Here is a 23,671-nt window from a genome sequence, read left to right on the forward strand (position 1 = left end):
TGATAATGAAACTTATAGGACTTTTTTTCCTAACTATGGTCTGTATCTTTGTGTTGGATATGATTTGGTTGGGGATCATTGCGAAATCGGTTTATGCCCAAAACATCGGCATGTTATTACGTAAGTCGGAAGAGGGCATGACGCCTATTTGGTGGGCAGCAGGAGTTGTTTATGTTTGCATCGCCTTAGGAATTGTTTATTTTGTTCTGCCCAGCGCACAAGGTAATTACCTGCAAGCACTTACTGGTGGAGTAATCCTTGGATTGGTAACCTATGGAATTTATGATTTCACCAATTATTCAATCCTTGCGAACTGGCCTTGGAAGATAACATTAATCGATTTTATTTGGGGAATGGTCTTATGTGGACTGAGTAGTATATTTGCTGTCTTCATACAGAATCGATTTTTTTCTTAAACCAAGGAAAAAACATTGAAGTTTGCTTTTGATATTCAATGTATTTTTGTCCTCTTGATCGTATTGAGCCTTCTTCGGTCAAGGGGCCTGTGATGCGGGTAAAAACAATATATAACATCAAAGGCGAAAGTAAGCCTAGGTATCCTATGTTCGACTGTATCGCAAATAAAGCGAATCCAATCCAGCTTAACCAATCAAAGAAATAATTTGGATGGCGTGAATAATTCCATAAACCTCGGTTACATACCTCCCCTTTATGTTGTTTCTTAAACTGTTGCAGTTGCAAATCAGCTATAGTTTCTCCGATTACTCCTAGTGTAATAATACAAGATGCAAGGACATCGATCAGGGTCATATGAGTTAGTCCTGATTTGCTAATCAGTAAAAATACACTTGAAATGATTAGGATGAGCAGCCCTTGGAGTTGAAAGTTAATAAAAAAACCAAGAGAGGGGCTAATTTTCCAATTGGCACTGAGTTCAATATAACGCTTGTCCACATGTCCTTTTCTTATTCGCGTGTACCATAAATAGAGTGCAAGGCGTAAAGCCCATACAATGAGAAGAGAGCTAATAATGAGCGTACGAAAACTAAACGGTGTAAGGCTTAGATAAATTAACCCTGAAACCATTAATCCCAATGACCAAGAAACATCAACAACTGAAGGGTTTTTTAGAATACGATATAATCCCCACATAAAACACATCTGTAAAAAAAGATAACTTACTACTATGCCTATAGAATACATTATTTATCATCCTTTATCTTTTGATACCAGTAAACACAAAGTGGTAATAAAATTGACCAAATTATCCCGATAATAACAGAGGTCGTATTGCTGCCATACGGAAAAAAAGCAGCGCCTAAGCTCGCGCCAATGCGAAATGCCAAGGCAAAACCTACACATGACAAAAAGCCAAGTAAGAATAGGTGAGCAAATAAGCTACTCAATGTGGCATATAAAACAACCGTAAAACTTATCCATATCGTTATCATCCAAGGGGATGTAAAATAGGGAGAAAAAGGGTTTGCTGCATAAATTACAATTCCTTTATAAACCAAAGCACTGTCGATTATAGTACTGATGGAGACGACTATCGCTAGTAAAAGCCACAACCCTTCAAGGCTTCTTCTCGTTTGATATTGCCAGTACAATTGCAACACAACACAAGCAACTACAATAAGAGGGCTTATCCATGCATAGCCACGAGCAGCAAGAGTGATGCATGCAAACCAGGCAACATAATACGCAGTTGTATGAATTAGGAAATGTAATGTATTCATCGTCTTTTTCGCCACAAGGCATGAATATCGCTAATGTAATTGCTCTGAAAACCTGCAGCACAATAACAAAAATAGAATTCCCATGTGCGAATAAAAGACTCAGTAAATCCTTGTGCAAGAATTTCCTGTTTGTTCGCTAATAATTTTTTATGCCAATCATTCAAAGTAGAGACATAATGGTGGCCTATGTCTTCAAATGACAGCAATTGCATGGTTGTTTGACTGGCAATCGATTTATTTATGGACAACACTGAGGGCAGGCAGCCTCCAGGGAAAATATATTTCTTAATAAAATCAACCTCATCTTTTGCTGCTTCATAGGCTTGATCATTAATTACGATTGCCTGTAAGAAAAATAAACCTTCGGGTTTTAGCAGTCGATTACATTGACGGAAGAAGGTATTAAAATATTTATGTCCAACGGCCTCAATCATCTCGATTGAAACTACTTTATCATATTGCCCGGAAAGCTTTCTGTAGTCCTCTTTTAATAATTCAATCTGATGATCTAAGCCCAATTGACTGATTTTTTCTTTGACATAAAGATATTGTTTTTCTGAAATCGTTGTCGTGGTGACCTTGCATCCATATTCTTTCGCGGCAAAACATGCAAATCCACCCCATCCTGTACCTATCTCCAAAATATGATCACTTGGTTTTAGTTGCAATTTGTTACAAATGGCCTGAATTTTTTTCTGTGACGCCTCCTCCAAACTGATTCCCGAAGGTTGATAAAGGGCACATGAATACATCATTGAAGGATCTAGAATTAATTTAAAGAAATCATTTCCTAAATCGTAATGGGCTAAAATATTCTCTTTAGCCCGACGAATTGAGTTAATTTTTAATTTATAGCTTATTGTCCTAATGAAACTAAACAAACGGGCGATGGGACTTTCAATATTATTGAAGAGGGAGTCATTTTTTATAATAATCGCAATTAATTTTTGTAGGTTGTCTGCATCCCAAACTCCATCGATGTAACTTGCTCCAGCACCAACAGACCCACCCATGAGAATGGATTTATAGGCTTTGGGGTGGTTTATGGTAATGGTAGCAATTGAATCCTCTTTCTCTTTTTGATTACCAAATACATAGCTACCATTCGCATCATTGACTTTGATGGCTCCGTAGCTGATGCTGTTTAATAACTTGAAAAAGACTTTTTTGGAAAGTCTTGTGACCTTACTCTGGGTAGACAAATATTTATTTTGATCCATTAGATATCCTTTTATTCGAGCTTGGATGTGCATGAAATGGAACACCCTTAATCCATAATTTTAGTGCTTGCCAATAAATAGCAGCTGCAACTTTGTAAGTTATTAAAGGATGGTGCCAAAATATTTTTTTAATGGAGCAGTTATCTTGGGCCTTTAAAATTAATGTTGCATCAAAATCCTTCCTTCCTTCCGTATAATTTTCCATATGCACCACTATTTTTTCTTGACTCAGTTTCAAATTGAGTTGATAAGAATAATTCATGGACATAAAGGGAGATACATGTAGTTCTTTTTGAAATCGATAAGAATAGATTTCATTTTTAGGTTTGGCTGAATGTTTCAGCACATAATTATGCCGTTCACCCCAAGGTGTATTAGTGACCTCTAAAATTAAATAATCAAGATTTTGATTTGTCTCATCAAAGATAAAATAAATACTGATGGGGTTAAAGCAATACCCTAAACAGCTCAGTTGAGATAATAAATAAATTTTTCCTTTTGGGTAAGTTCCATACCGATTGATAACCAGTTGACGAGCATATTCATCAAGAGGGATAGTAGATTCGTTGAGATAATTTTTTCGTTTAAATGAAAACCAATTAAAACGCTCAATGGAAACTTGTTTGATGTCTTTGAAGGTATTATTTATGTGAGCCAGATCAAAGTAGAACATAAATAACTTATATGAAAACTGATGCCGTTTTGGAAAAAAGCGGCGATGTCGTACATAACCTGTAAAAATGGGATGGTTCATCATCTAGGCTCCTAGCAGCTTACAGGTATTGATCGCACTATTGACCCCGTCTTCATGAAAGCCATAACCCCAATAACTTCCAACATAGAATGTATTATTCATTCCATTAATCAAATTAATTTGCTTTTGAGCTTTTAACGCAGATAAAGTCAAACAGGGATGCGCATAGCGGAATGATTGGATTATTTGATTTTCAGCAATTTCATTTTCAAGGTTAACTGATACAAAAAAATCATCCTTAGAATGAATCGATTGCAGTCGATTCATATAATAAGTAAGTGTAGGAGCTGCACTCTGGTTATCGAGGTAATTCCAACTTGCCCAAGCCCTTTTATTTTTAGGCATTACATTTCTATCTTTATGAAGAACTACTTCATTCTCAGTATATTTTATTGCCGACAAAATATTGATTTCCTCAGGACTAGGTTTTTCGAGCATCATTAATGCTTGATCGCTATGAGTAGCGCACACAACCGCATCAAAGATATGTTCTTTAGAATCGATGATTAGTTTAATCTTATTAGGTTCTCGTATTATTCGTTCTACTTTTGAACTTAAGTGAACTTGATCTTTTAGCCGCTCAAGCATCGGTGTAATGTAGTTTTTTGATCCTTGTTTAATAACATACCAAAGAGGTCGGTTGAATAAATCTAGAAGCCCATGATTGTTATAAAAGTGTAATATAAATGAAGCAGAGCAATTTAGGGTATCGGCTTTATTTTTAGACCAAATAGCAGCCATCATTGGAATCAGATAACATTCTTTAAATTGCTCTGAATACTTGTTTTCCGTGATGAAGTCTTTGATGCTTATTTCGGGGTCGTTGGTTCGAGCCAAGAATTTTTTTGCATCAGAATTAAATAAAACGATGTCTTTGATGAGATGATAAAAGTCTAATTTAAATAGGTTTCGACGATCTGAAAAAAGAGTATTTAAATTATGACCACTGTACTCAAGTCCCCGAAGATCAGAGCGATAACTAAAACTCATTTCACTGGGTTGAATAGCTACATTTAACTCTTCAAGCAATTTACAAAAGTTGGGGTATGTTCTTTTGTTAAAAACGATGAAGCCGGTATCAATCGAGTATAGAGCTTCTTTAGTTTCGACAGATAGAGTATGTGTATGACCACCAAGATAATCGTTGGCTTCAAATAAGGAAACATCATGATTTTTGCTTAAAATATAGGAACTTGTTAAACCAGAAATTCCCGAGCCAATTACTGCAATCCTTTTCTTCAAAAATAATTCCTTTCTATAAGGGTTGGGTTTTAATTTAATGTTAAATAAGACACTTTGTAAGGGTATCTGTTCTTAAGTATTTATAGGAACATTTCGTCCTAGCTTATTTGTGGAGAAGAATTGTATCTCTGTATGCACTCCTGCTCAATCAGATTTTGAATTAGTTAACAATTACACCTTAGTTCTCTTGGAGGTCTAAAATTGTCTGCAAATGGTGCCCGATTTGGTGCCGCCATTAAAATCAGCCTAAGCTGCTTCTAATTCAATATGAATGCGTTGCCTAATCGCTGCACAATGTTTACCAGTGCATTTAATAAACTCTATACTTGATATAGCCATCGCTGGGCATGGCGCGTACGTCTGCTCCCTTGCCCATATTGACCTTGTACATCATTTTAAGCCATGCCGCACTTCATCTTCATATAAATTTTTTCCTGCATCGTCAGGGAAAATGGGTTCAAGAAGGGTTGCTATTTCCTTGATTGTTTCAATACAGGCTTTTGTCAAATTCTCTCTTTTTAACGTTATAGTAAATCCATTGATAATTGGATCCCAAGATTTTTCCTCAATTTTATTAGCAATCCTGTGATTGGGTAAAATATGAACATAATGTTCCGCTAGGGAGATAAACAGCAAAACAACAGGAGTCTCATGAGACACCGACTTAGTAATGGCCAAGATCTCCTCTGCACCTAAGTGAGATGCGCGATGGAACAGTAATTTTCTGGGTAAGAAGTAGAGCAAAACACGGTTTAAACCTGGAATAAAAGGAACCAGAAACATACATAACAATTGAATTAAAAAAAATAAAGGAAATTTATTTAATCCTGTAGTTTCCCACAATACAAAATTGATTAAACTTCCAAAAACAAAACCATACAGCATCATTTCGGCAATATAATGATCACTTCTGGGGACAACAACCACCGCAATTTCTGCACAAGTACGTTGCTCCGCCAAAGCAATTGCCTTGGTGATTTGCTCTGACTCTAAAGTTGAAAAAATCTTTACCATGATCCTGATGAACCTCCGCCGCCAAAACTACCGCCCCCGCCGCTAAACCCTCCACCGCCCCCTCCACCTCTTCCTCCGAATCGATTTCCGGAACCCGCAAATATTAAAAAGGCAAGACTAGGGTTGCGAATGAAAAAAATAATGATTAAAAGAAAGAAAAGCCATTCCAGCCAGCCGTATTTGGACGATGTTTGAGTTTTGGCTTTGGTTTTAGTAATTTTCCCCCCACCTAATACATCTAAAATACTCTGGGTTCCCTCGATAATCCCTTTTTGATACTCCCCTTTCTTAAAAGAAGGAAGGATAACCGTTTGAATTATTTGATTGGCTAACAAATCGGTAATAACAGGTTCTAATCCATATCCTACTTCTATCCGTACTTTTCGTTCTTTTGGCGCAACAATAAGGATCACCCCGTTATTCTTGCCTTTTTGTCCAATTTGCCAATGACGTCCGAGTTGATAGCCATAATCCTCTATATCATAGCCATTTAACGTAGGGAGGGTTAAAACCACTACTTGGTTCGTTGTAGTTCCTTCATATTTGGCTAATTGAGTTTCGAGGTCCTGCTGGGCCTGAGGGGTTAGGAGTTGCGCATTGTCGATGACTCTGCCCGTAAGGGTCGGGAAATTAGGTGCAGCAACTGCTAAGCTGCTGCCTAAATAAAAGAAAAGGATTAGTATGAATGCAATTAACGGACGCGCGTTCATACGCATAGGTTAAAAGCTCACCTGGGGTGCCTTTTCCGCACCTGTAGTTGCTGTAAATGAAGGTTTAATTTGGGCACCGTAAATTTTCGCCCAAATAATCCCAGGGAACGTCCTAATCGTTGTATTATACTCCTGAACGGTGTCGATATAATCTTTTCGCGCAATCGCGATTCGATTTTCTGTTCCTTCAAGCTGAGATTGCAGTGCCAAGAAATTTTGATTGGCTTTTAACTCAGGATATCGTTCTGCAACCACCATAAGTCTTGATAGGGTTGAAGACAGAGCGCCCTGTGCTTCTTCATATTTTTTCACAGCCACAGGATCGTTTAACATTTCCGGGGTAAGGGTGACTTTTGTTGCATTGGCGCGAGCATTAATCACATCGGTTAATGTAGACTTTTCAAAATTAGCGTACCCCTTAACTGTATTCACAAGATTAGGAATTAAATCCAATCGTCTTTGATATTGATTTTGTACTTGCATCCAGGATGCTTTAACTTTCTCATCCAATCTTGGAATTTTATTGATACCACTGATAATAAAAAATCCTAGAATAACGAGAATCCCTATAATAAATAAACCCGCTCGCCTCATATTAACCCCATTGATATTTATAAATTTTATAGTACGAATTTTACAGCATAAGTACAAGAGAGCATCCCGACGCACACCGAAAAGTGGCAATGGTTGATACACCTTAGTTGTACTTATAGTGCTGAAATTGTCTGCAAATGGTGCCGTTTTGGTGGCACCAATAAATATTTAATTCTTGATTTAGGTATCCTATCGCTGAGAGGTGTAAACCCGCAATAAACCCATTCTAACTTAGTGCTAAGATTCTTATCCCTATGCCTAAAGGTGGATGCAACTCGTTCGTGCAACTACTTTTTAGGCCCTTCTCCAAATTTAAATTCTTGTATTGGGTTAGTGCTTATTGGCTCTTTTGAATGATCAAAAAAGCCTTGTTGACTTTTAGATACCGTAGGTAAAAAAGCAGCTGATGTATCTTTAGACTTTTCTGATTCGGAAATTTCAGTTTTCTGTTCTTGAAATTTAATGAGCATTTCAGCAATTGATAGAAATCCTTTGGAATTGGCATACTCGACTGGAGATTTCTTATTATTGTCAATAACATCTATTTTAGCCCCTCCACCTACCAGCAATTCTGCGACCTCTTTTTTTCCCTGGGATGCAGCTACATGCAAGGGGGTTCTATTATCTTTACCCCGTATATTGGGATCTGCCCCTACGTCTAATAGGGATTCTACCGAAGTAGCAGTACCGAAAAAAACCGCATAATGTAATGGAGATATTCCTTTTCCTGGCATATTTGGATCTGCCCCGAACTTAACGAATGTTTTGAGAAGCTCAGTATGATTTGTTTTTATTGCATGATGAAAAATGGTTAAGTTACTTTTATCTTCAAAATTTGGATTTGCACCCTTTTTTAAAAGGACTTCTATCATTTCAGGATTGCCTTTTCTTAATGCGTATACCAAGGGGGGCAACCCATTTTGATCGAGAGTATTAAGCCCTCGACCTTCTTTAATTAACGCATCGATTATTAGGTTAAAGAGTGGCATATCACCTGAATTTATCGCGTGATGTAAGGCAGTAAGACCTTGTTTGTCTTGCATATCAGGATTAGCATGCCGCCTCAAAAGAGAGCCGACAATTTTATGTTGCTTCAATTGAATAGCGTAATGTAATGGAGGCACCCCATCACCATCTAACACATTAGGGTTAGCACCATTTATTTCAGGTAAGAGTGCTCTGACAAGATCATGACTGCCGCTTTTGACTGCGAGATGCAATGGACTTTTTCCAGCATAATCTAATGTGTTCGGATCCGCTTTCTTTTGCAAAAGTGCCTTAATCATTGCAGGTTTCTCAGATAAAACAGCCAAGTGGAATAAAGACATTCCATTCTCATCAATATGATTTAGGTCTCTTTTACTGGATAAATCCTCATGAGCCTTAGCCAAAAGAATATTGTCTAATTGTTTTTTAACCTCTGGGGAGACCTTTCGTATATTTTCCCTAAACTTGTCCATAATGATTTGTGGATTTTCATCGGAAATTTGGGGTTTTTCTTGCAACCAATTTTTTAATTGATGATATGCTTTGTCCACATGAGCACTAATTTCGATATTGTCCTTGGGTAACTGTTCAAAACACCTGTCCAGTTCTTTTAATGCTTCGAAAACTTGATGTAATTTAGCATTTAATATAATCATCTTGCGGTAGTCATCAGCATCAGTATTTCTAAGATTATGGAGCTCTTTTTCTAAGTGAGAAATGAGTTCATTTCGATTGTCTTGATCCTCACGCGGTTGTTTAAGATACTCAGTGATCCTTTTCAATATGATTTCTCTAACTTCAAGATGAGGTTTATGGCTGTTACGATACATTTTTACAAGAGGAAAACCATTTACTTTTGCTAAACTTGTATTGGTTTTATCAAATTGAAATCTCCATTTATTTAAATTATTGCTGGGTATTGAATGTAATGCTTTGGTAATGGAATCAATGATTAAGGATGCATTATTTTGATGAAACTTAAAAATTCTATGAATATCATCCACATTTTCGCGTATTATTTGCTGAACAGAATCCCATCTTGATAAATAGCTATCCAGTGCAACTCTAGGTTGATCTAATTTAGTAGGGGATGCATATAACATCCATGATTCGTACTCTTGACCCACAGGTGCTTTAAAATTATCTTCAAGTGGAAAAGTAAAGTGAGTTGTATTATCGGCAAATCGGACGCTTGCATCTAACGCATATCCACCTTCAGTTGCTAGTAAGAATAAAGAGAAAGCATCTTTAAAGGCCACTCTATCTACAATTCGATTGCGAGGTTCCGCCAAGAGCTCTCTTCTAACCTCCGACATTTTATTCGCTTGTTCCCGGATATAAGGATCCTCATTTTTTTGCATGGCTGCTATGTATTGATCTATTGATTTAACCTCTACAGTGCAATCATTCTTTTTGAATAAATCATGATAATGTGGAACATGTTCATCAAGACAATAATAGCAAATCTTATTCGAACATCTTCGTGAGACCTCAATAACATCCTCAACATCAGACCCTAACTTATTTTCTCCGGAAGAATCAATTTTAGGAGGACCAATCCATAAATAGTTAACATTGGGTAAATTCTTACTGTCCTCTTTCACAAAGGTATCTTCATGCTTTTTTAACACAATACGCTACCTCTAATTTCAATCACTCCTAAGATTAATTAAAAATCCTGATGATTTATTATAGTTTAAAATGTACACGATATTACCAAGTCAATGGGAAAAATAAAAAAGAATGAAGGAGCATAATGAACTATAGTTGAGGCTGCTCATTGAAAATGCTTTGCAGACCCTCACTTCTTGAATGATGAGATTAACGAAATGGCTAAGCCTATAGGCAAAAATTCTTGATATATCTTCTTTAATTCTGATTCGCTAATTTCCCCCCTTATAGCGCAATTATTCTCTATTTTTCCTACTATACTTTTTATAACTGCTCATCAAATCCTGGGCTAATCATGTATTCTAAAGAACTCAATCCAGATACGTTATATTCATGTGATCATTACTGGGGGAAAGACATTTCATTTCCTAAAGGAACTCAAGTGGGCAAAGACAGCTGGTTTGAAACGGCAATAGAACATGTCATTGGCTTAAGTGGTAATGATACCGGGGAGGGTCCGGGATTGGTTATCGAAGATATCGAACATTCTGATGTAGATATGTTATGGACTTCAGGCCTCAATGGATGTATGGGATTAGCCATCCTCGGCCTCAATCCAGTAACACAAAAAACAGACGTTTTTTTTACTCATGCCAGACACTATGAGAAGAACGATGCCACTACAGATAAAGATAACCCTATGTCTTTAGCACATCAATTCGTACAGTCGCATGAAGGTATTCGTGTTTTTTGGGGTACCGACTTCACGAAATATGGGAGTCAAACAGAAGCCCAACGTCAAGAGGCCCAAAAAAAGCTCAGCAATACTCTAGGGTGCTGGGTCCGGAACGATGATTGCTTTAACACTGCCGAAATGACCTTTTTCCCTAAACATAGTCTCCTTATACCCAAGTTACCTCCATCTGCATACAAGGATTACAAGGAAGACAACAATCGAGAGCGGAAAAAAGAATTCTCTGATAGCAAACAATTAGGCGAGTATAAACCTGATCCAAGTATAGAAGGTGAGATCCGCTTACATATTGCTGCCTTACGTAAAGACCGGAAATCTGCTGCCCGCTTATATCATCAGGATAAAAAAAGAGATTTGAAAATCCATGCGCTGACCGAAATATTGGAAGCTTATCATGTAGGCAATTATGATGTGTTAAGGCAATACCAGAGAGCAGCGAAAGAAAATAAATCTCCTTATATGGATCCTGATGGGAAAAAGATATGGGATTCCACCAAAGGCAAAACAGTAGAACTAGCGCAGAAAGCAGCGCAAGATGCGTTTAATAAGATTAGAGATATGGGGAAAGATGGGTGTGGATTACAAGAGAATGGGGAACCCATCCCGACTTATCGGCAATACCAACCTAAGACAAACGCTGAAGTATCATCTTCATTTCTGTGATAACCATGCTAATGGAACTTAGTTACCTTCCCCACTTTCATTCTAGGAATATTTTTTAAATTTTAATAAGAACAGTTCATCGTATTGGTGCTATTAATTAATCAGACTTATATTTAAGCGCATATTCTTCTTAACACTCAGAGATTATTTTTACAATTGCCCTACGCCATTTTTAGTCTTTGTACAAAGATGTAAAATTTTTCTGCATACGTATTTAGCGCAAATAGAGTCTTTGGAAAAACGTTTGGTACATCCTTTTATATAAAGAACTCGCATTTGTAAACGGACAATATCGTTAGTGTAATGAGGCATAAAGAGTGGCCCTTTATTAATACTACTCCGCTCGATATTTGCCTTCGCTATCAAATAGCTCTTCAATGATGGTTTGCATTTAATCTTGCCTGGCATTACGAAAAATTTCCCGCAAAAACCCTTTGATATTTAATAATGTCCAGATTTCCAACTTATACTTAAAGATTAAAAGTAATTAGACTTACCGTTTAATGTTGGCATACATAAGTCCCCAACAGCATCATTATTCCCAATGATAAATAAATAGCAACCGTTCCCCAAAATGAAATAGGTTCCTCTATGCGTGTAATAGTTCGTTTACAATATGTTTTACCTAATACTATGGAAATAAATCCACAGAGTAAGAATCCTCCCGCAACACTGCGTAAAATAGAAATATTGTTAGGATCAACTTTACACATCATAATTTAACCTTCGAGTCACACTTGCTTCGGCCTAATAACAAATTTAATCACTATCTGCTTTTCTAGCTCGCAACAAAATACCCTATTCTAAAAATTGAAAACATCTTTGGAGCGCTGTAATTCTTCCGGATTTTTACCCATTTTTACAGCCTGCTTGTATTAAATTGTTAATCAGTACCCAACTTTAGCCGAAAGACCTCGCCTTTCAATTCAATCGTATCTCCCGCAACCATCTTCTTTCTTTTTTGTTTTTCTATTACCCCGTTTACCAATACAGCGCCCGCAGCTATCATATCCTTAGCTTCTGCTCCACTCGAGGCGATACCTTCAAATTTAAGAATTTTGAAAAGTTCAACAGGTTCTTTATTAATGAAAACATCCTTCATATTAGTTAATACTCCAGTAATTATGGGTTGTCGCAATTTTTATTTTTTAAGGACGCAAGATAAAGGGCTTCTACTTCACTCCTTGCCCATGGTGTTCTGCGCAGGAATTTAAGACTTGATTTGATGCTGGGGTTCGAAGAAAAGCAATTAATCTTGACTCTTTCCGCCAAGCCTTCCCAACCATAACGAAGCAACAAACTATTTAAGATAGCCTCGAGGGTAATACCGTGCAGTGGATCATTAGAAGTTCTTTTCATCAATTACACCTTTCTTTATTGTCAGGTAATGAAAGCTTAAAAAAATAATCAACTATTCTATCTGCTATTTTTATTAAAACCATTATCTTTCAATTGAGTATAAAAAATTTTCTGAAGAATCGATTTCTGATTTCGTTAATAATAGATTTAAATCTAAAATTTTAACTAAGCCATTCATGAGTGGTAATTCTTTACCTGATCCGTTCCCATTTAAGGTCACTTACGGGGTCACACTTACGGGGTCACACTTACGGGGTCACACTTACGGGGTCACACTTACGGGGTCAGGCCTTGAATTGTGAATTTTCGAAACTATAGTCGTAATTTTTAACTATTTTACTCACACTAGAATAATGCAAGCAAAAATATTCTCCAATTTCTTTTAAACTAAATTGACCACTTTTGTACGCAACTTGAATTCCTTCATTTCTTGTACTGGTCTTTTGCTCTATCTCTTTTAAAGTGTAACTCTCTGTTTCATATTGAGTTTTTGGGATATCTATTAGATTCATTTGAGGGTCGATTTTTTTCAACATCTCATTAATAAACTCATCATTTCCCAAGTAAATTTGTTTTTTTAAATCACTCCATGGTGACTTACTCGTTATTCCATCAATGACAAATTCTCGATATTTATGAATGGCTACGGCCACATCTTCACTAAATAAACAAAGAATTTTATCTGTATGCAACCAATTGGGTTTAGACTCTTTTAATGTCGTAGCTTGATAACTACTCCATTTCCATTCATCTGGTGAAGTAACCATTTTTGCGCGTACAGGATTTAATACAATGTATCTTGATAACTCAAGCAAATAACGCTCTTTATCAACTAATATTGATTTGAATCGCCCTTGAAAAACGTGCCCCACGCGATTGTGGGTTCGATTAAATCTTTGAGTATAGACACCATTAAGTAATTGCATCCCTTTACTTAAATTTCCAGCTGGAGTCTCTATTAACAGATGGTAATGATTATCCATGAGACAGTATGCGTAACATACCCAAGTACATCTTAAGCATACCTCAGAAAATGTCTTTAAAAATAGATTTCTATCTTCCTCTGAAATGTAGATACGCTCCTGACCATCTCCTCTTGAGGTGATGTGATACAACGCTCCTGGGAACTCTATTCGCAGTGATCTTGCCATGTTGGACTATTAATTATCTTTTCCTTGACATGTTTTTAATTCATTCCATTCTGAGCGTCAATAGACTCCATCAATCTTCAATTGAAATTCACAATTCAAGGCCTGACCCCATTATTACACTGCAAGGCCTGACCCCATTATTAATATGGTCGTGAATTTTCCAAAACCGGAAATTATTTCGCTCACGCCCCTTAGCTTGAAAATACATGCTATATTTCATGAGAGAAGGATTGGAAAAAGTCGTTTAACTCATAAGCTCATTTTCACCATACGTTAAAGCTCTGGGCAGGAGGAGGTAGAAATGACTACTGCAGGGGTATACTACAAAGATTGCCCTAGAGGTATGACTATTGACGAATGGGCCGCACGTGTCGATTTAGCTGCACTCTATCGTCTTGTTGCCTGGAAAGGTTGGGACGATTTGATCTTCACTCACATATCAATGCGAGTACCTGGAAGCAAACACCATTACCTGCTAAGCCCATTCGGCTTGATGTTTGAAGAAGTGACCGCTTCAAGCCTGATAAAGGTTGATGTAGAAGGCAATGTGATTGAGTCGGAAAGCAAAATGATCAATCCAGCAGCTTTTGCCATCCACAGTGCAATCCATAAGGCACGAGACGATGCAAAATGCATTATCCATCTTCATACCCTAGATGGTGTTGCGCTTTCTGTGTGCGCAGAAGGGCTATTACCACTAACGCAGAATGCCATGATCATTGGTGGCGAGCTTGCCTATCATGACTATGAAGGTATTGTACTTGATTCTCACGAAGGGGAACAGCTGGTTGCTGATTTAGGCTCCAAACATCTCATGCTGCTTCGCAATCATGGAACATTAGCGGTGGGACCTAACTGTGGGGCTGCCTGGTTACTGATTTACTACTTAGAATCTGCCTGCTCCATGCAGTTGCGCGCCACAACCCATAGCAGAGAACTAAATAAACCGATACAGGGTATTCCTGAAAAAGTTCAAAAAATGAGTCGCGCTTGGTACGATGGAACCTTGGGGACATTTGCCTGGCCTACTTTTCTGCGAAAACTTGAGCGCATTGATTCTAGGTACCGAACCTAAAGAAACCTACGTATGAAAACATATACCATTTTAGAACAAGGCATTCATTTTCTTACCAGAAAGCATACGTCAATTCCTACACAAGAGCTTAAAGGAGAATGCGCCTGGAAGGCTAAGGAAATTGGAAGTCCTGAAACATTCGCCCATCATTTGTCTTTAGCGGAAATCAACGCTATAGATACTTTAGTTGATGAAGTGGAAGCAGTAGATATCAGCCTTGATGAAATCGGGCCAGGAGACTGGGGTAATGTCAATTTACAATTACTTATTGATGAATGTTGCACTGCATTGTTTAAAGGTCGAGGCTTTATCCTGATCCGCGGTATTCCGATTGAGCGTTGGTCAATAGCACGCGCTAAATTATTCATGGCAATTTTCGGCAGTCAATTTGGCCATTTAGGCATCCAAAACCCACAAAATGACCTCATTGGGGAAGTATGTAATCACCCTGAGGTAAATAATAACTATGCACGGAATTACCTCACTAACCGGGAATTTCTTCCTCATTGCGACGGCGCTGACCTGCTGGGGCTCCTTACCATCCGACCTGCGGCACAAGGCGGGGAAAGTCGCTTGACGAGTTCAGTTTCTGTATTCAATGCTTTACGCAGCGAGTCACCACATCTGATACACCGATTGTTTGAACCTGTATTACTCGACTTACGCAACGAACAAGCTCCAGGAACTCCCCCAGTTGTCTGGATAACACCTTGTGCACACCATGAGGGTCAACTTAAAACGGTTTATCTCTCAGATTATTTCCGAAGTGCAGAACGTCATCCGGGAGTTACAATTGATCCTGAAGCGAAAATTTTGTTTGACCTATATGATCGTCTTGCCACTCACCCTGATCTTGAATTACGCTTCACTCTAAAAGCAGGGGATTTACTGATTATCAATAACCACGTTATTCTCCATGCACGTGATGCATTTGTCGATGTACCCCATGCGAAACGACTTCTGCTTCGTTTCCTCGTATCCTCTAATCGCTAATTTAATAAATTATTGGAATTTGGAGTGTGCCCGACACTCAGTGTAGATACTGAGTTGATTATCGACAGTATCAATTTGTAAATACTTAACTCGTTTGAGAAGCAAAAAGATATGTAATTAACAAAGCTAAAAAATGGATTGATAATCAAATTAAATCAGGGACACTTAGACCAATCAAATAATACTAAATGGTGCCGCGATATAGTGGATAATGGGCTTATAAATCAAGGAGTTATATGGTGGGAGCGGCGGGAATCGAACCCGCGTCCGCAAATCCTCTGCCTTCAGCTCTACATGCGTAGCCGTGTCTTTTGATTTAACTGTGCATTCTCCGACGGGCAGGATACTACACAGCGATTCCCTGAATTTCGCATCTTAATACGGGATGGATTAAGACACTAGCTTATCTCTTATGACCGTTGATTCGATACCGATAAGCGGGCTCGGTCGATCACAATTCAAGGCCTGACGCCATTAATGCTTGATTTACACCTCTTTTTCTTTAATATGATTATAACTATTTGATAAAATCTGTTACAAAGCATACGAGGTTTGCTCTTCATTATGTACGTCATATTAACGAAATTTTGGCAATTTTAATTGAAAAATAAAGCAATACTCATTTCAAGTATGGGTAACATTATAGAATGGTTTGATTTTGGGTTATTTATTTTTATGGCTCCAATCATTGGGGGAAAATTTTTTCCTCAAGAATCTGCAAGCACTTCAACTATTGACGCCTTAATGGTATTTGCAATTGGCTTTATTTGTCGTCCTATTGGCGGTATTTTTTTTGGTTATTATGGAGATACTCGAGGCCGGGCAAAAACATTAAGAATTTCATTACTCATTATTACCTTATCCACCTTCTTAGTTGGTATTATTCCTACTTATAAAGAGATAGGAGTATTAGCTCCGACCCTATTTGTTTTACTGCGATTAATACAAGGATTATCCATAGGTGGTGAATACAGCGGTATAATGATTTATCTGGCTGAATCAGCTTCACCTAAACATCGGGGATTTATTACCAGTTTTGCAGCAAGTGGAGCAAATTTGGGGTTTTTATTTGCAACATTAACATTAATATTACTTAATTTATTTTTTTCTGTAGAAACTATCAATACGTGGGCCTGGCGGTTACCTTTTCTTGTAGTAGGTCTATTCGGTTCATTACTTACATATTATCGTTTTCAATTATCTGAAACCAAAGTGTACTCATATTTAAAAACAAATCATCTTATTGAAAATAGACCCTTTATTACTGCTATGAGATATGCCCCTTACCAACTCATTAAAATTTTGGGACTTACTTGTATGAGTGCCACATTTTATTATTTTTTTGTTGGTTATATCGCCACCTATTTAGAACATTACATGGGTTTCCCCTTCAAAACAGCGTTAACTTTTCAAACTATCATATTAATTACCATGTTATTTATCGTTCCCTTTGGAGGAGTTTTTGGAGATTATTTTAGTCGAAAAAAAATGATAATAATCACAAGCCTAGCTATTCTATTATTAATTTTCCCTTGTTTTTATTTATTGCAGTTTAAATCATTATTAATGACTTCTTTAGCTCTAGGTATAGCAACCCTTCTTAGCTCCTTAGACCAAGGTAATACCATGACCGCCATTGTTGAAAATTGCCCTGAGAATATACGTTACAGCGTCATCGCTTTTTCATACAATTTAGGAAATGCCTTATTTGGTGGGACTACCCCGCTAATTGTTACCTTACTTATAAACAATGTTAGTCCTACAGCCCCCTCATATTATCTATTTTTTATGGCCATTATAGGTTTGATTACAGCAATAACATTGCTTCCAAATAATCAATCCAGGGAGGCAATTTCTCCCGTACGGCCACAAGATCTATCGCTTTTGCCCATATTAAGCAAAACTAAAAAGTAAGTGCAAAACATACGTGCGGGGTCATACGTGCGGGGTCAGGCCTTGAATTGTGAATTTTCAAAACTCTAGTCGTAATTTTTTGACTCTTTTACTCACACGAGAATAATGCAAGCAAAAATATTCCCAATTTCTTCACCATTCAAGGCCTGACCCCATGAAGTTTCGTTTAGAAGATGGCTTATACCTTTTTGATACTCCAGGTATGTTGTGGCCAAAAATTGCTAATGAAAATAGTGGTTATCGGTTAGCTGTATCGGGGGCTGTTAAAGATACTGCCTTTGAATATGATGATATTGCCGACTTTGCAGCAGAATATTTACTTGTAGCCTATCCGGAACGCTTAATGGAGCGTTATAAACTGGAAGAAAAGCCTATGGGTAAAGAAGAATTAATTGCATCTATTGGTCGTAAGCGTGGCTGCGTCCGTAGCCGTGGTCATGTTGATATGCATAAAGCTTCCGTTATTTTAATTAATGAAATACGAGGTAAAATATTGGGTGCCATTACCTTTGAAATGCCAGAAAATATAGAAAAAGAAAATGCACATTTTGCTGAGATAGAAGCAAAGAAAATTGCCGCCCGTGCAGCGACGAAGTTAGCACGAGGCAGGGGACGAAAAAATAAAAGATAGTTGTATTTAAGGAATCAGTTTAAGTCTGAGATTTTAGTAAGCGTTCATTCTCATTATATAGATGGCTCCTTTACACCGAAATGCCTTAATTGTGGGATTTGGGGACATCCACCCTTCTGGATCGTTCATCGGGAAGAAAATCGGGGGTTTACTTTACTACCCGGCCCTAGTCATATGTTCAAAAGAATCAATGCCCTTTTAACCCCTTAGACGCGGTATTATTTAACTTGTAAAAAATAAAATACTTCAACCAATTTATGAGTGGTCTTTGTTTTAAAACAAAGTCAAATGAATAAGCAGGAATAAAAAGAGATTAATGGGGAACTATAATATAGTTGGCCCTAATATGGTTAATTTTTATTAAAATTGATTATAAATAATTGACTATAATAAAGAGGGAAACTATTAGCTTAAGGAAGAGACTATGATTTTCAGGGTTCTGACCATATTTGGTTACTGTCTGATTCTAGCGGCTTGCTCTACAACTAAAGATAACTCGGAACAATCACAATTTGCATTAATGGAAAATACAATTTTTCAAAATGCAAAAAAAAATGGATTAAAAAAAACAGATATCACTATTTACAGAAGGCAAACCTTTTTAGGGAATCATTACGCAATTGTAAAGTGCAATAACTCTCAAAAATGTAAAAATTCGGAAATAGTAATACCCGTTTCCAAAATCAATAGTTACTCTGTCCGCTCCTATAATTATAGTCCGAATAATAAAGCTAGGGGCTCCTCACCTTCATACATAAATACTGGAAACCCAGGTCCCGGATTTTCACCTTATCCCAATAACAATTGATAGAGGAAACCAAAATGAATAACAAAACATCGGGCCAACAAAAAGAAGAAATAGAACTCGAAATACATAAAAAATTTTGGGCTGTTTACTCTGATAACACAAAAACTCTTTCTAGTATATGCCGACAGCTTGCATTTGGAGAAGGTGGTGTTTGCTGGTTTTTTATACAAGAGGCATACTTTTCATTTGAAATAAAATTAATTCTAACTTTTTTATTACTTTTTTTTGTTGCCGATGCTGGCCAATATTTATTTTTAGCTACAAATAATAAAAAGCAGGCAGAATTTTATGAAGAGTTATTAAATAGGAACGACCCAGTGATAACTAATAAAGAACAAGTTCAAAGACCAATTAAAATAAACAGCGCCGGTAACATTTGTTTCGGATTAAAACTAATTTCACTCGCCATTGCTTCACTGCTATTAATAGCAACGTTTTATTATAATTCAAATAATATAAATGCAGGTTCTATTAAGCCTATTGTCAAAACGCGATTAAACTAAGATGCCATCACTGCCATCCAGATTATATGCTACCTTGCTCAATAATCTTTTGTATTTGCTGAATACGAGCTTGGATGTCCTTAAGATCAAATTTCTTATTTAAAAAAATCTATTCCATATTATTGTGTTTTTAGGACACCTCCCTTCTTGACTAGTTCATCAGTAAGAAAATCGGGGTTTTCCTAACTTCTTGGTCCTATTTTAAACGTTAATTTAAAATAAAATGAGTAAACAATTAACTTATTAAAATTTGTCTAAAATTAAAATAAATAGTAAGGAGATGTAATGAGCTCCGTTGAATGGAAGGATGTTAAAAATAAACCCGATAAGCTAATAATATGGCTCAGCATGCACTCAAAAATAAATGGAGGCAATCTTCCTATTATCATTAACGATTTTTTTACTACAGATTTTCAAAATTTCTTATTTCCGCAATTAAATTGTTTGACTGAATTTTTCAAATTTAATTCGAAATTGGATAATTCTCTCTGTCAACAATTAATCTATGACTCAATAAAGGAACTAATTGAAAAAAAACAAGAAAATTCAGATAACTTGTTAAATTTATTAGAAGATAAAATTAATAAACTAGTATTAGTCAATGAAACAAAGCATTGCCTCACCTCTATATCTGCCAAAAAAGTTTCATTTAGACAAATTCGAATATTTGAAAGTGAGATTAAATTTTACAAAAAATTTCCTTCTAAGTTTCAATCCAGAAAAACTATTTTAAATAGGTATAAATATAACGAACTAAAAACGTTTATAAAATGTGTGATCACTACTAATACCTCATCTAATGAATTAAATGACCATTTAAATAATATGGACATATTTCGCGCTTTAGTTAATATCTACATTAATAGTAATTGGGATATGACTTTTGATGGACGTTCTGAGCCCATAAACAAATTGAGGTTAGGCTCACACCATACCCTACATAAGATTCAAGGTGATCTTTTAAATCAGGATATTCACTGTGAAATTAATTCATCATCTACTGAACTAATTAATATCCCAAAAGAAACAAAAAAAAGAATTGAAAGGGATTTAAAAATTATTCATAAATGTCCTTATAAGGATATTATAAAAAAAAGTCTTTTATTGTATATAAGATCTTTAGACTGGAATGAATCGAATCTTTCATTAACCATTTTATGGAATTCAATAGAACTTTTACTTTCGAAGAAGAATCAAAACCAACGAACTAAAATTAAGGACTTTCTCAATAGATGCGAGGTTATTTTCCCAAATGAATCGTATATTGGAGAATGTCTAAATGCTATTCGGTTAATACGGAATAATTTTGTACATAATTATGAGGGTTACGAGCAGTCACGAAAACTTACTTTTCAACTACAATATATTTATAAACACATTTTGGCATATCACTTAAAGTCTCTAAGTCATTGTAATGACCTTAATACCGCAATAGATGAGCTAGACCAAATTTATAGTTTAACCCCAAGGATTACCTAGAGACATAAAAATAGTTTTTAGACATCCAAATCATGTTTTTTGGAACATTCTGTACAAACATGCTCTTTAGCTGTATTATATTTTGCCATCACATAAATCGAACATTTCTACTGCATATTATTTGCTGATCTTCTTCTCGAGCATAATGAATAATTGGAAACATATATATAAAACTATCCTCTGCAATAAGGTCACTAATTACATCAATGTATTCATTACTAGGTTTTTCGGTGCAAAAATCAGCCACACATTCATTTATTAATCCGGCCAACAAGTCTGCTATTTGCAACGCAGCATAATTTTCTGAATTTTCAAATTCAAAACTATGTATTGGTAAGTAATCAGGAAAAACATAAAAACCCTTATCTTGGACTTTTGAATTTAATATCCTTGGCTTATCCTTTGCAATCCCTTGTAATTTATTAATAATCCATTCTCTTTTTTTAATACCCAGGAAGCATCATGGACTACATCAAAATTTTTACCATCAAAAAAATATGCCCAATGATTTAGTAGCTGATACACGCAGGGTAATGTGGTATCCAACCACGACGGTTTGACGGATTCATCTTGAAATGACCCGCCATTAATAAGTTTCACACTGTCTTCAAAAGTCGTATTTAAAATCCAGTTATAAATTAGAGCTTCCTGTTCACATTCATTTGTTAAAATTTCAATATGTTTAATTAAAGACTCATACCCCTTCTCCGACTTCTCCTTTATAAAAGATGAGTACAGATCAATCAATTTAAATATATAGTCTAATCCTTTAATTCTAATAAAATGAAACCATAAAGCGTGCATCCTAGAGAAGGTCCAATCCGGATCACCAGTAACATGAGATTTATTAGGAAATTTTTTTTCATAAGCGCTATCGTGAAATAAAGTTAAAAAGGAATGAAATAGAAAGAGAGGTTTATATACAGAATACGCTTTAAAACAAGAGTCTCCGTTTTTCTTTAATTCAATCAGGACATTATAACATTTATCAACTCGTCCTTTTTTTCCCAGACTTGAATATTTGACTTCTTTAGCTTGACTTCGAGGGAAGTGGCTTTTCAGAATCTTTTTGCAACTACTTTCTGAAAAATTATGTGACGCAAAAGTAATAAAAGGCTGTTTCTTATCTTTGAATCCCTGCTCGGTATTACCTGACTCATCAAAATAAACGACATTTATACCTTTGCTCCCTATCATTCGATGGATTTCCTTATTGATCTAGCATTACATTTAAACTTTATTACTATTTTGTGCTCTTTCCGCCTTAGTTTTACTCCTTTATCAAAATTGGCAACTGACTATCTGTCAACCGTGAGCTTTAGATCCAGTATAAACATATTCAATTCATTGGTTGATATATTTATATAGTGTAGTTTTTCCTACGCCAACCATTTTGCAAATGGATTGAATTGAATGTTTTTTATTAGCATAAAGAGTTTTTACAAGTTCTTTTTGTTCATCACTAAGCTTTTCTGGCCTGCCTCCTTGTCGACCTCTAGCTCTTGCAGCTTCAAGACCCGTAAGGGTTCGCTCTTTAATTAAGTTACGTTCAAATTCAGAAAGTGCTCCAAAAACATGAAACATAAATTTGCCAGAAGGTGTTTCAGTATTAATGGCCTCGGTAACGCTATGAAAACCTATTCCCTTTTCCTCTAATTTACTGACATAAGAAATAAGATGTTTAAGGGATCTCCCTAATCTATCCAATCGCCAAACGACCAACACATCCCCTTCTCTAAGAAAATTTTCAACTTTTTCTAAACCAGGTCGCTCAGAGACAGAGCCACTTATTTTATCTGTAAATATTTGCTCACATCCTGCTTTCTTTAATTCATCAAGCTGTAAGTCCAAATTTTGTTCATGTGTTGAAACTCTGGCATACCCTACTCTCATTATTCCTCTTGTTCAGAAAGGCTAAAAGAATAGATTAAAATGAACTTTGATTAATGTATAGAGTTTTCGAACTGATTTTCGTGGTGAGTTAGACATTTTGAATATCAATTTTATTCGTTCGCAAACCCATCATTTTGTGGAAACCCGTTAACACAGAAATTCGATTTGATATAAATCCTTCTTATGGATATGTTAGTATTAAACACTACATATAATCACTTGAAATAAATATGGACGATTCATTAACTAATTTAATTATAAAACTTGAAGAACAATTATTAGAGAAGACTGATTCCTTAACCAATTTGATTGATTTAATTGATGACGAGTTTATTGAGATTGGAAGTAGTGCTAATGAGTACAATAAAAAAGCAGTAGCAGAATGGCTTAAGAGCAATGATCAATCTGAACGTACAGCTTCTTTATTCAAAGCACAGCAACTTTCTGGAGATATGATTTTACTAACCTATATTAGCTCTATAAAGGATACACCTGTTTCAGAAACTAAGCAGGCTGCAAGATCATCTATTTGGCGTTTAAGAAATAACAAATGGCGTATGATTTTTCATCAAGGAACGCCAATTAAATAATCTTATCCATCATAAACTTCGGATAT

At 36.1% G+C, this 23,671-nt stretch carries 25 protein-coding genes and 1 other RNA gene; 9 read left to right on the top strand and 17 right to left on the bottom strand.

The window, feature by feature from the left end; translation table 11 throughout:
* The first annotated feature begins 5 nt into the window (after positions 1–5).
* Positions 6–416 carry a DUF2177 family protein gene (locus ACWTE2_RS06365; protein ID WP_454784670.1) on the top strand — a complete coding sequence of 137 codons (411 nt, stop codon included), beginning with the start codon at positions 6–8 and terminating at the stop codon, positions 414–416.
* Here the strand turns inward: ACWTE2_RS06365 and ACWTE2_RS06370 are convergent.
* From ACWTE2_RS06370 to ACWTE2_RS06410, 9 genes are all read right to left on the bottom strand, one after another.
* Positions 391–1,164, bottom strand: coding sequence for a DUF1295 domain-containing protein (locus tag ACWTE2_RS06370; RefSeq protein WP_454784671.1), 774 nt, complete (start codon positions 1,162–1,164; stop codon positions 391–393). The two genes, ACWTE2_RS06365 and ACWTE2_RS06370, sit on opposite strands and share 26 nt — an antisense overlap.
* A complete protein-coding gene (locus ACWTE2_RS06375) occupies positions 1,164–1,700 on the bottom strand; it encodes a DUF2878 domain-containing protein (RefSeq protein ID WP_454784672.1) in 537 nt (178 codons plus the stop codon). The genes ACWTE2_RS06370 and ACWTE2_RS06375 overlap by 1 nt, the downstream gene beginning before the upstream one ends.
* Positions 1,697–2,920: a class I SAM-dependent methyltransferase gene (locus ACWTE2_RS06380; RefSeq protein WP_454784673.1), complete on the bottom strand. Its 1,224-nt coding sequence runs from the start codon at positions 2,918–2,920 to the stop codon at positions 1,697–1,699. The genes ACWTE2_RS06375 and ACWTE2_RS06380 overlap by 4 nt, the downstream gene beginning before the upstream one ends.
* Entirely contained in the window at positions 2,907–3,677 is a 771-nt protein-coding gene (locus tag ACWTE2_RS06385) for a DUF1365 domain-containing protein (RefSeq protein ID WP_454784674.1), read from the bottom strand. Before ACWTE2_RS06385 ends, ACWTE2_RS06380 begins: the two co-directional genes overlap by 14 nt.
* On the bottom strand, positions 3,678–4,916 hold the full coding sequence (locus tag ACWTE2_RS06390) for an NAD(P)/FAD-dependent oxidoreductase (RefSeq protein ID WP_454784675.1): 1,239 nt from the start codon (positions 4,914–4,916) through the stop codon (positions 3,678–3,680).
* A gap of 390 nt (positions 4,917–5,306) precedes the next feature.
* On the bottom strand, positions 5,307–5,930 hold the full coding sequence (locus ACWTE2_RS06395; protein ID WP_454784676.1) for a hypothetical protein: 624 nt from the start codon (positions 5,928–5,930) through the stop codon (positions 5,307–5,309).
* Positions 5,924–6,646 (bottom strand): TPM domain-containing protein, encoded by a 723-nt coding sequence (locus tag ACWTE2_RS06400; protein ID WP_454784677.1) that lies wholly within the window; start codon positions 6,644–6,646, stop codon positions 5,924–5,926. The genes ACWTE2_RS06395 and ACWTE2_RS06400 overlap by 7 nt, the downstream gene beginning before the upstream one ends.
* A 3-nt stretch (positions 6,647–6,649) precedes the next feature.
* Positions 6,650–7,234 carry a LemA family protein gene (locus tag ACWTE2_RS06405; protein ID WP_182391914.1) on the bottom strand — a complete coding sequence of 195 codons (585 nt, stop codon included), beginning with the start codon at positions 7,232–7,234 and terminating at the stop codon, positions 6,650–6,652.
* Positions 7,235–7,521: 287 nt separating this feature from the next.
* The gene (locus ACWTE2_RS06410; protein ID WP_454784678.1) at positions 7,522–9,852 is read right to left on the bottom strand and encodes an ankyrin repeat domain-containing protein; all 2,331 of its coding nucleotides are present in this window, start codon (positions 9,850–9,852) and stop codon (positions 7,522–7,524) included.
* 335 nt (positions 9,853–10,187) lie between these two features.
* On the opposite strand from ACWTE2_RS06410, the gene ACWTE2_RS06415 reads away from it, so the two are divergent.
* Positions 10,188–11,249 (top strand): hypothetical protein, encoded by a 1,062-nt coding sequence (locus tag ACWTE2_RS06415; protein ID WP_454784679.1) that lies wholly within the window; start codon positions 10,188–10,190, stop codon positions 11,247–11,249.
* Between the two features lie 500 nt (positions 11,250–11,749).
* Here ACWTE2_RS06415 and ACWTE2_RS06420 read toward each other — a convergent pair whose 3' ends face one another.
* From ACWTE2_RS06420 to ACWTE2_RS06435, 4 genes are all read right to left on the bottom strand, one after another.
* On the bottom strand, positions 11,750–11,965 hold the full coding sequence (locus tag ACWTE2_RS06420) for a hypothetical protein (RefSeq protein ID WP_454784680.1): 216 nt from the start codon (positions 11,963–11,965) through the stop codon (positions 11,750–11,752).
* A gap of 167 nt (positions 11,966–12,132) precedes the next feature.
* Positions 12,133–12,351, bottom strand: coding sequence for an RNA-binding S4 domain-containing protein (locus ACWTE2_RS06425; RefSeq protein ID WP_182391918.1), 219 nt, complete (start codon positions 12,349–12,351; stop codon positions 12,133–12,135).
* 20 nt (positions 12,352–12,371) lie between these two features.
* Positions 12,372–12,608, bottom strand: a complete 237-nt coding sequence (locus ACWTE2_RS06430) for a VF530 family protein (RefSeq protein WP_454784681.1) — start codon at positions 12,606–12,608, stop codon at positions 12,372–12,374.
* 284 nt (positions 12,609–12,892) lie between these two features.
* Positions 12,893–13,759, bottom strand: coding sequence for an REP-associated tyrosine transposase (locus ACWTE2_RS06435; protein ID WP_454784682.1), 867 nt, complete (start codon positions 13,757–13,759; stop codon positions 12,893–12,895).
* Between the two features lie 301 nt (positions 13,760–14,060).
* Between ACWTE2_RS06435 and ACWTE2_RS06440 the strand changes: the two genes are divergently transcribed.
* A complete protein-coding gene (locus ACWTE2_RS06440) occupies positions 14,061–14,834 on the top strand; it encodes a class II aldolase/adducin family protein (protein ID WP_454784683.1) in 774 nt (257 codons plus the stop codon).
* A gap of 12 nt (positions 14,835–14,846) precedes the next feature.
* On the top strand, positions 14,847–15,827 hold the full coding sequence (locus ACWTE2_RS06445; protein WP_454784684.1) for a TauD/TfdA family dioxygenase: 981 nt from the start codon (positions 14,847–14,849) through the stop codon (positions 15,825–15,827).
* Positions 15,828–16,064: 237 nt separating this feature from the next.
* On the opposite strand, the gene ssrA is transcribed toward ACWTE2_RS06445, so the two are convergent.
* Positions 16,065–16,400: a transfer-messenger RNA gene (gene ssrA, locus ACWTE2_RS06450) on the bottom strand.
* 27 nt (positions 16,401–16,427) lie between these two features.
* Between ssrA and ACWTE2_RS06455 the strand changes: the two genes are divergently transcribed.
* From ACWTE2_RS06455 to ACWTE2_RS06470, 4 genes are all read left to right on the top strand, one after another.
* Positions 16,428–17,741, top strand: a complete 1,314-nt coding sequence (locus tag ACWTE2_RS06455; protein WP_454784685.1) for an MFS transporter — start codon at positions 16,428–16,430, stop codon at positions 17,739–17,741.
* 154 nt (positions 17,742–17,895) lie between these two features.
* Complete coding sequence (locus ACWTE2_RS06460) at positions 17,896–18,372, top strand: YlqF/YawG family GTPase (RefSeq protein ID WP_454784686.1); 477 nt, start codon at positions 17,896–17,898, stop codon at positions 18,370–18,372.
* 822 nt (positions 18,373–19,194) lie between these two features.
* Positions 19,195–19,683: a hypothetical protein gene (locus ACWTE2_RS06465; RefSeq protein WP_454784687.1), complete on the top strand. Its 489-nt coding sequence runs from the start codon at positions 19,195–19,197 to the stop codon at positions 19,681–19,683.
* Between the two features lie 285 nt (positions 19,684–19,968).
* A complete protein-coding gene (locus ACWTE2_RS06470) occupies positions 19,969–21,162 on the top strand; it encodes a hypothetical protein (protein WP_454784688.1) in 1,194 nt (397 codons plus the stop codon).
* A gap of 88 nt (positions 21,163–21,250) precedes the next feature.
* On the opposite strand, the gene ACWTE2_RS06475 is transcribed toward ACWTE2_RS06470, so the two are convergent.
* The 3 genes from ACWTE2_RS06475 to ACWTE2_RS06485 all read right to left on the bottom strand — a co-directional run bounded on the left by ACWTE2_RS06475 (position 21,251) and on the right by ACWTE2_RS06485 (position 23,055).
* Entirely contained in the window at positions 21,251–21,616 is a 366-nt protein-coding gene (locus ACWTE2_RS06475) for a DUF3800 domain-containing protein (protein ID WP_454785019.1), read from the bottom strand.
* Entirely contained in the window at positions 21,544–22,359 is an 816-nt protein-coding gene (locus ACWTE2_RS06480) for a DUF3800 domain-containing protein (RefSeq protein ID WP_454784689.1), read from the bottom strand. The genes ACWTE2_RS06475 and ACWTE2_RS06480 overlap by 73 nt, the downstream gene beginning before the upstream one ends.
* Before the next feature lie 147 nt (positions 22,360–22,506).
* Positions 22,507–23,055, bottom strand: coding sequence for a recombinase family protein (locus ACWTE2_RS06485; RefSeq protein WP_454784690.1), 549 nt, complete (start codon positions 23,053–23,055; stop codon positions 22,507–22,509).
* 230 nt (positions 23,056–23,285) lie between these two features.
* On the opposite strand from ACWTE2_RS06485, the gene ACWTE2_RS06490 reads away from it, so the two are divergent.
* The gene (locus ACWTE2_RS06490) at positions 23,286–23,645 is read left to right on the top strand and encodes a nuclear transport factor 2 family protein (RefSeq protein WP_454784691.1); all 360 of its coding nucleotides are present in this window, start codon (positions 23,286–23,288) and stop codon (positions 23,643–23,645) included.
* Positions 23,646–23,671: the final 26 nt, after the last annotated feature.

Source organism: Legionella nigrisilvae, assembly GCF_977063395.2.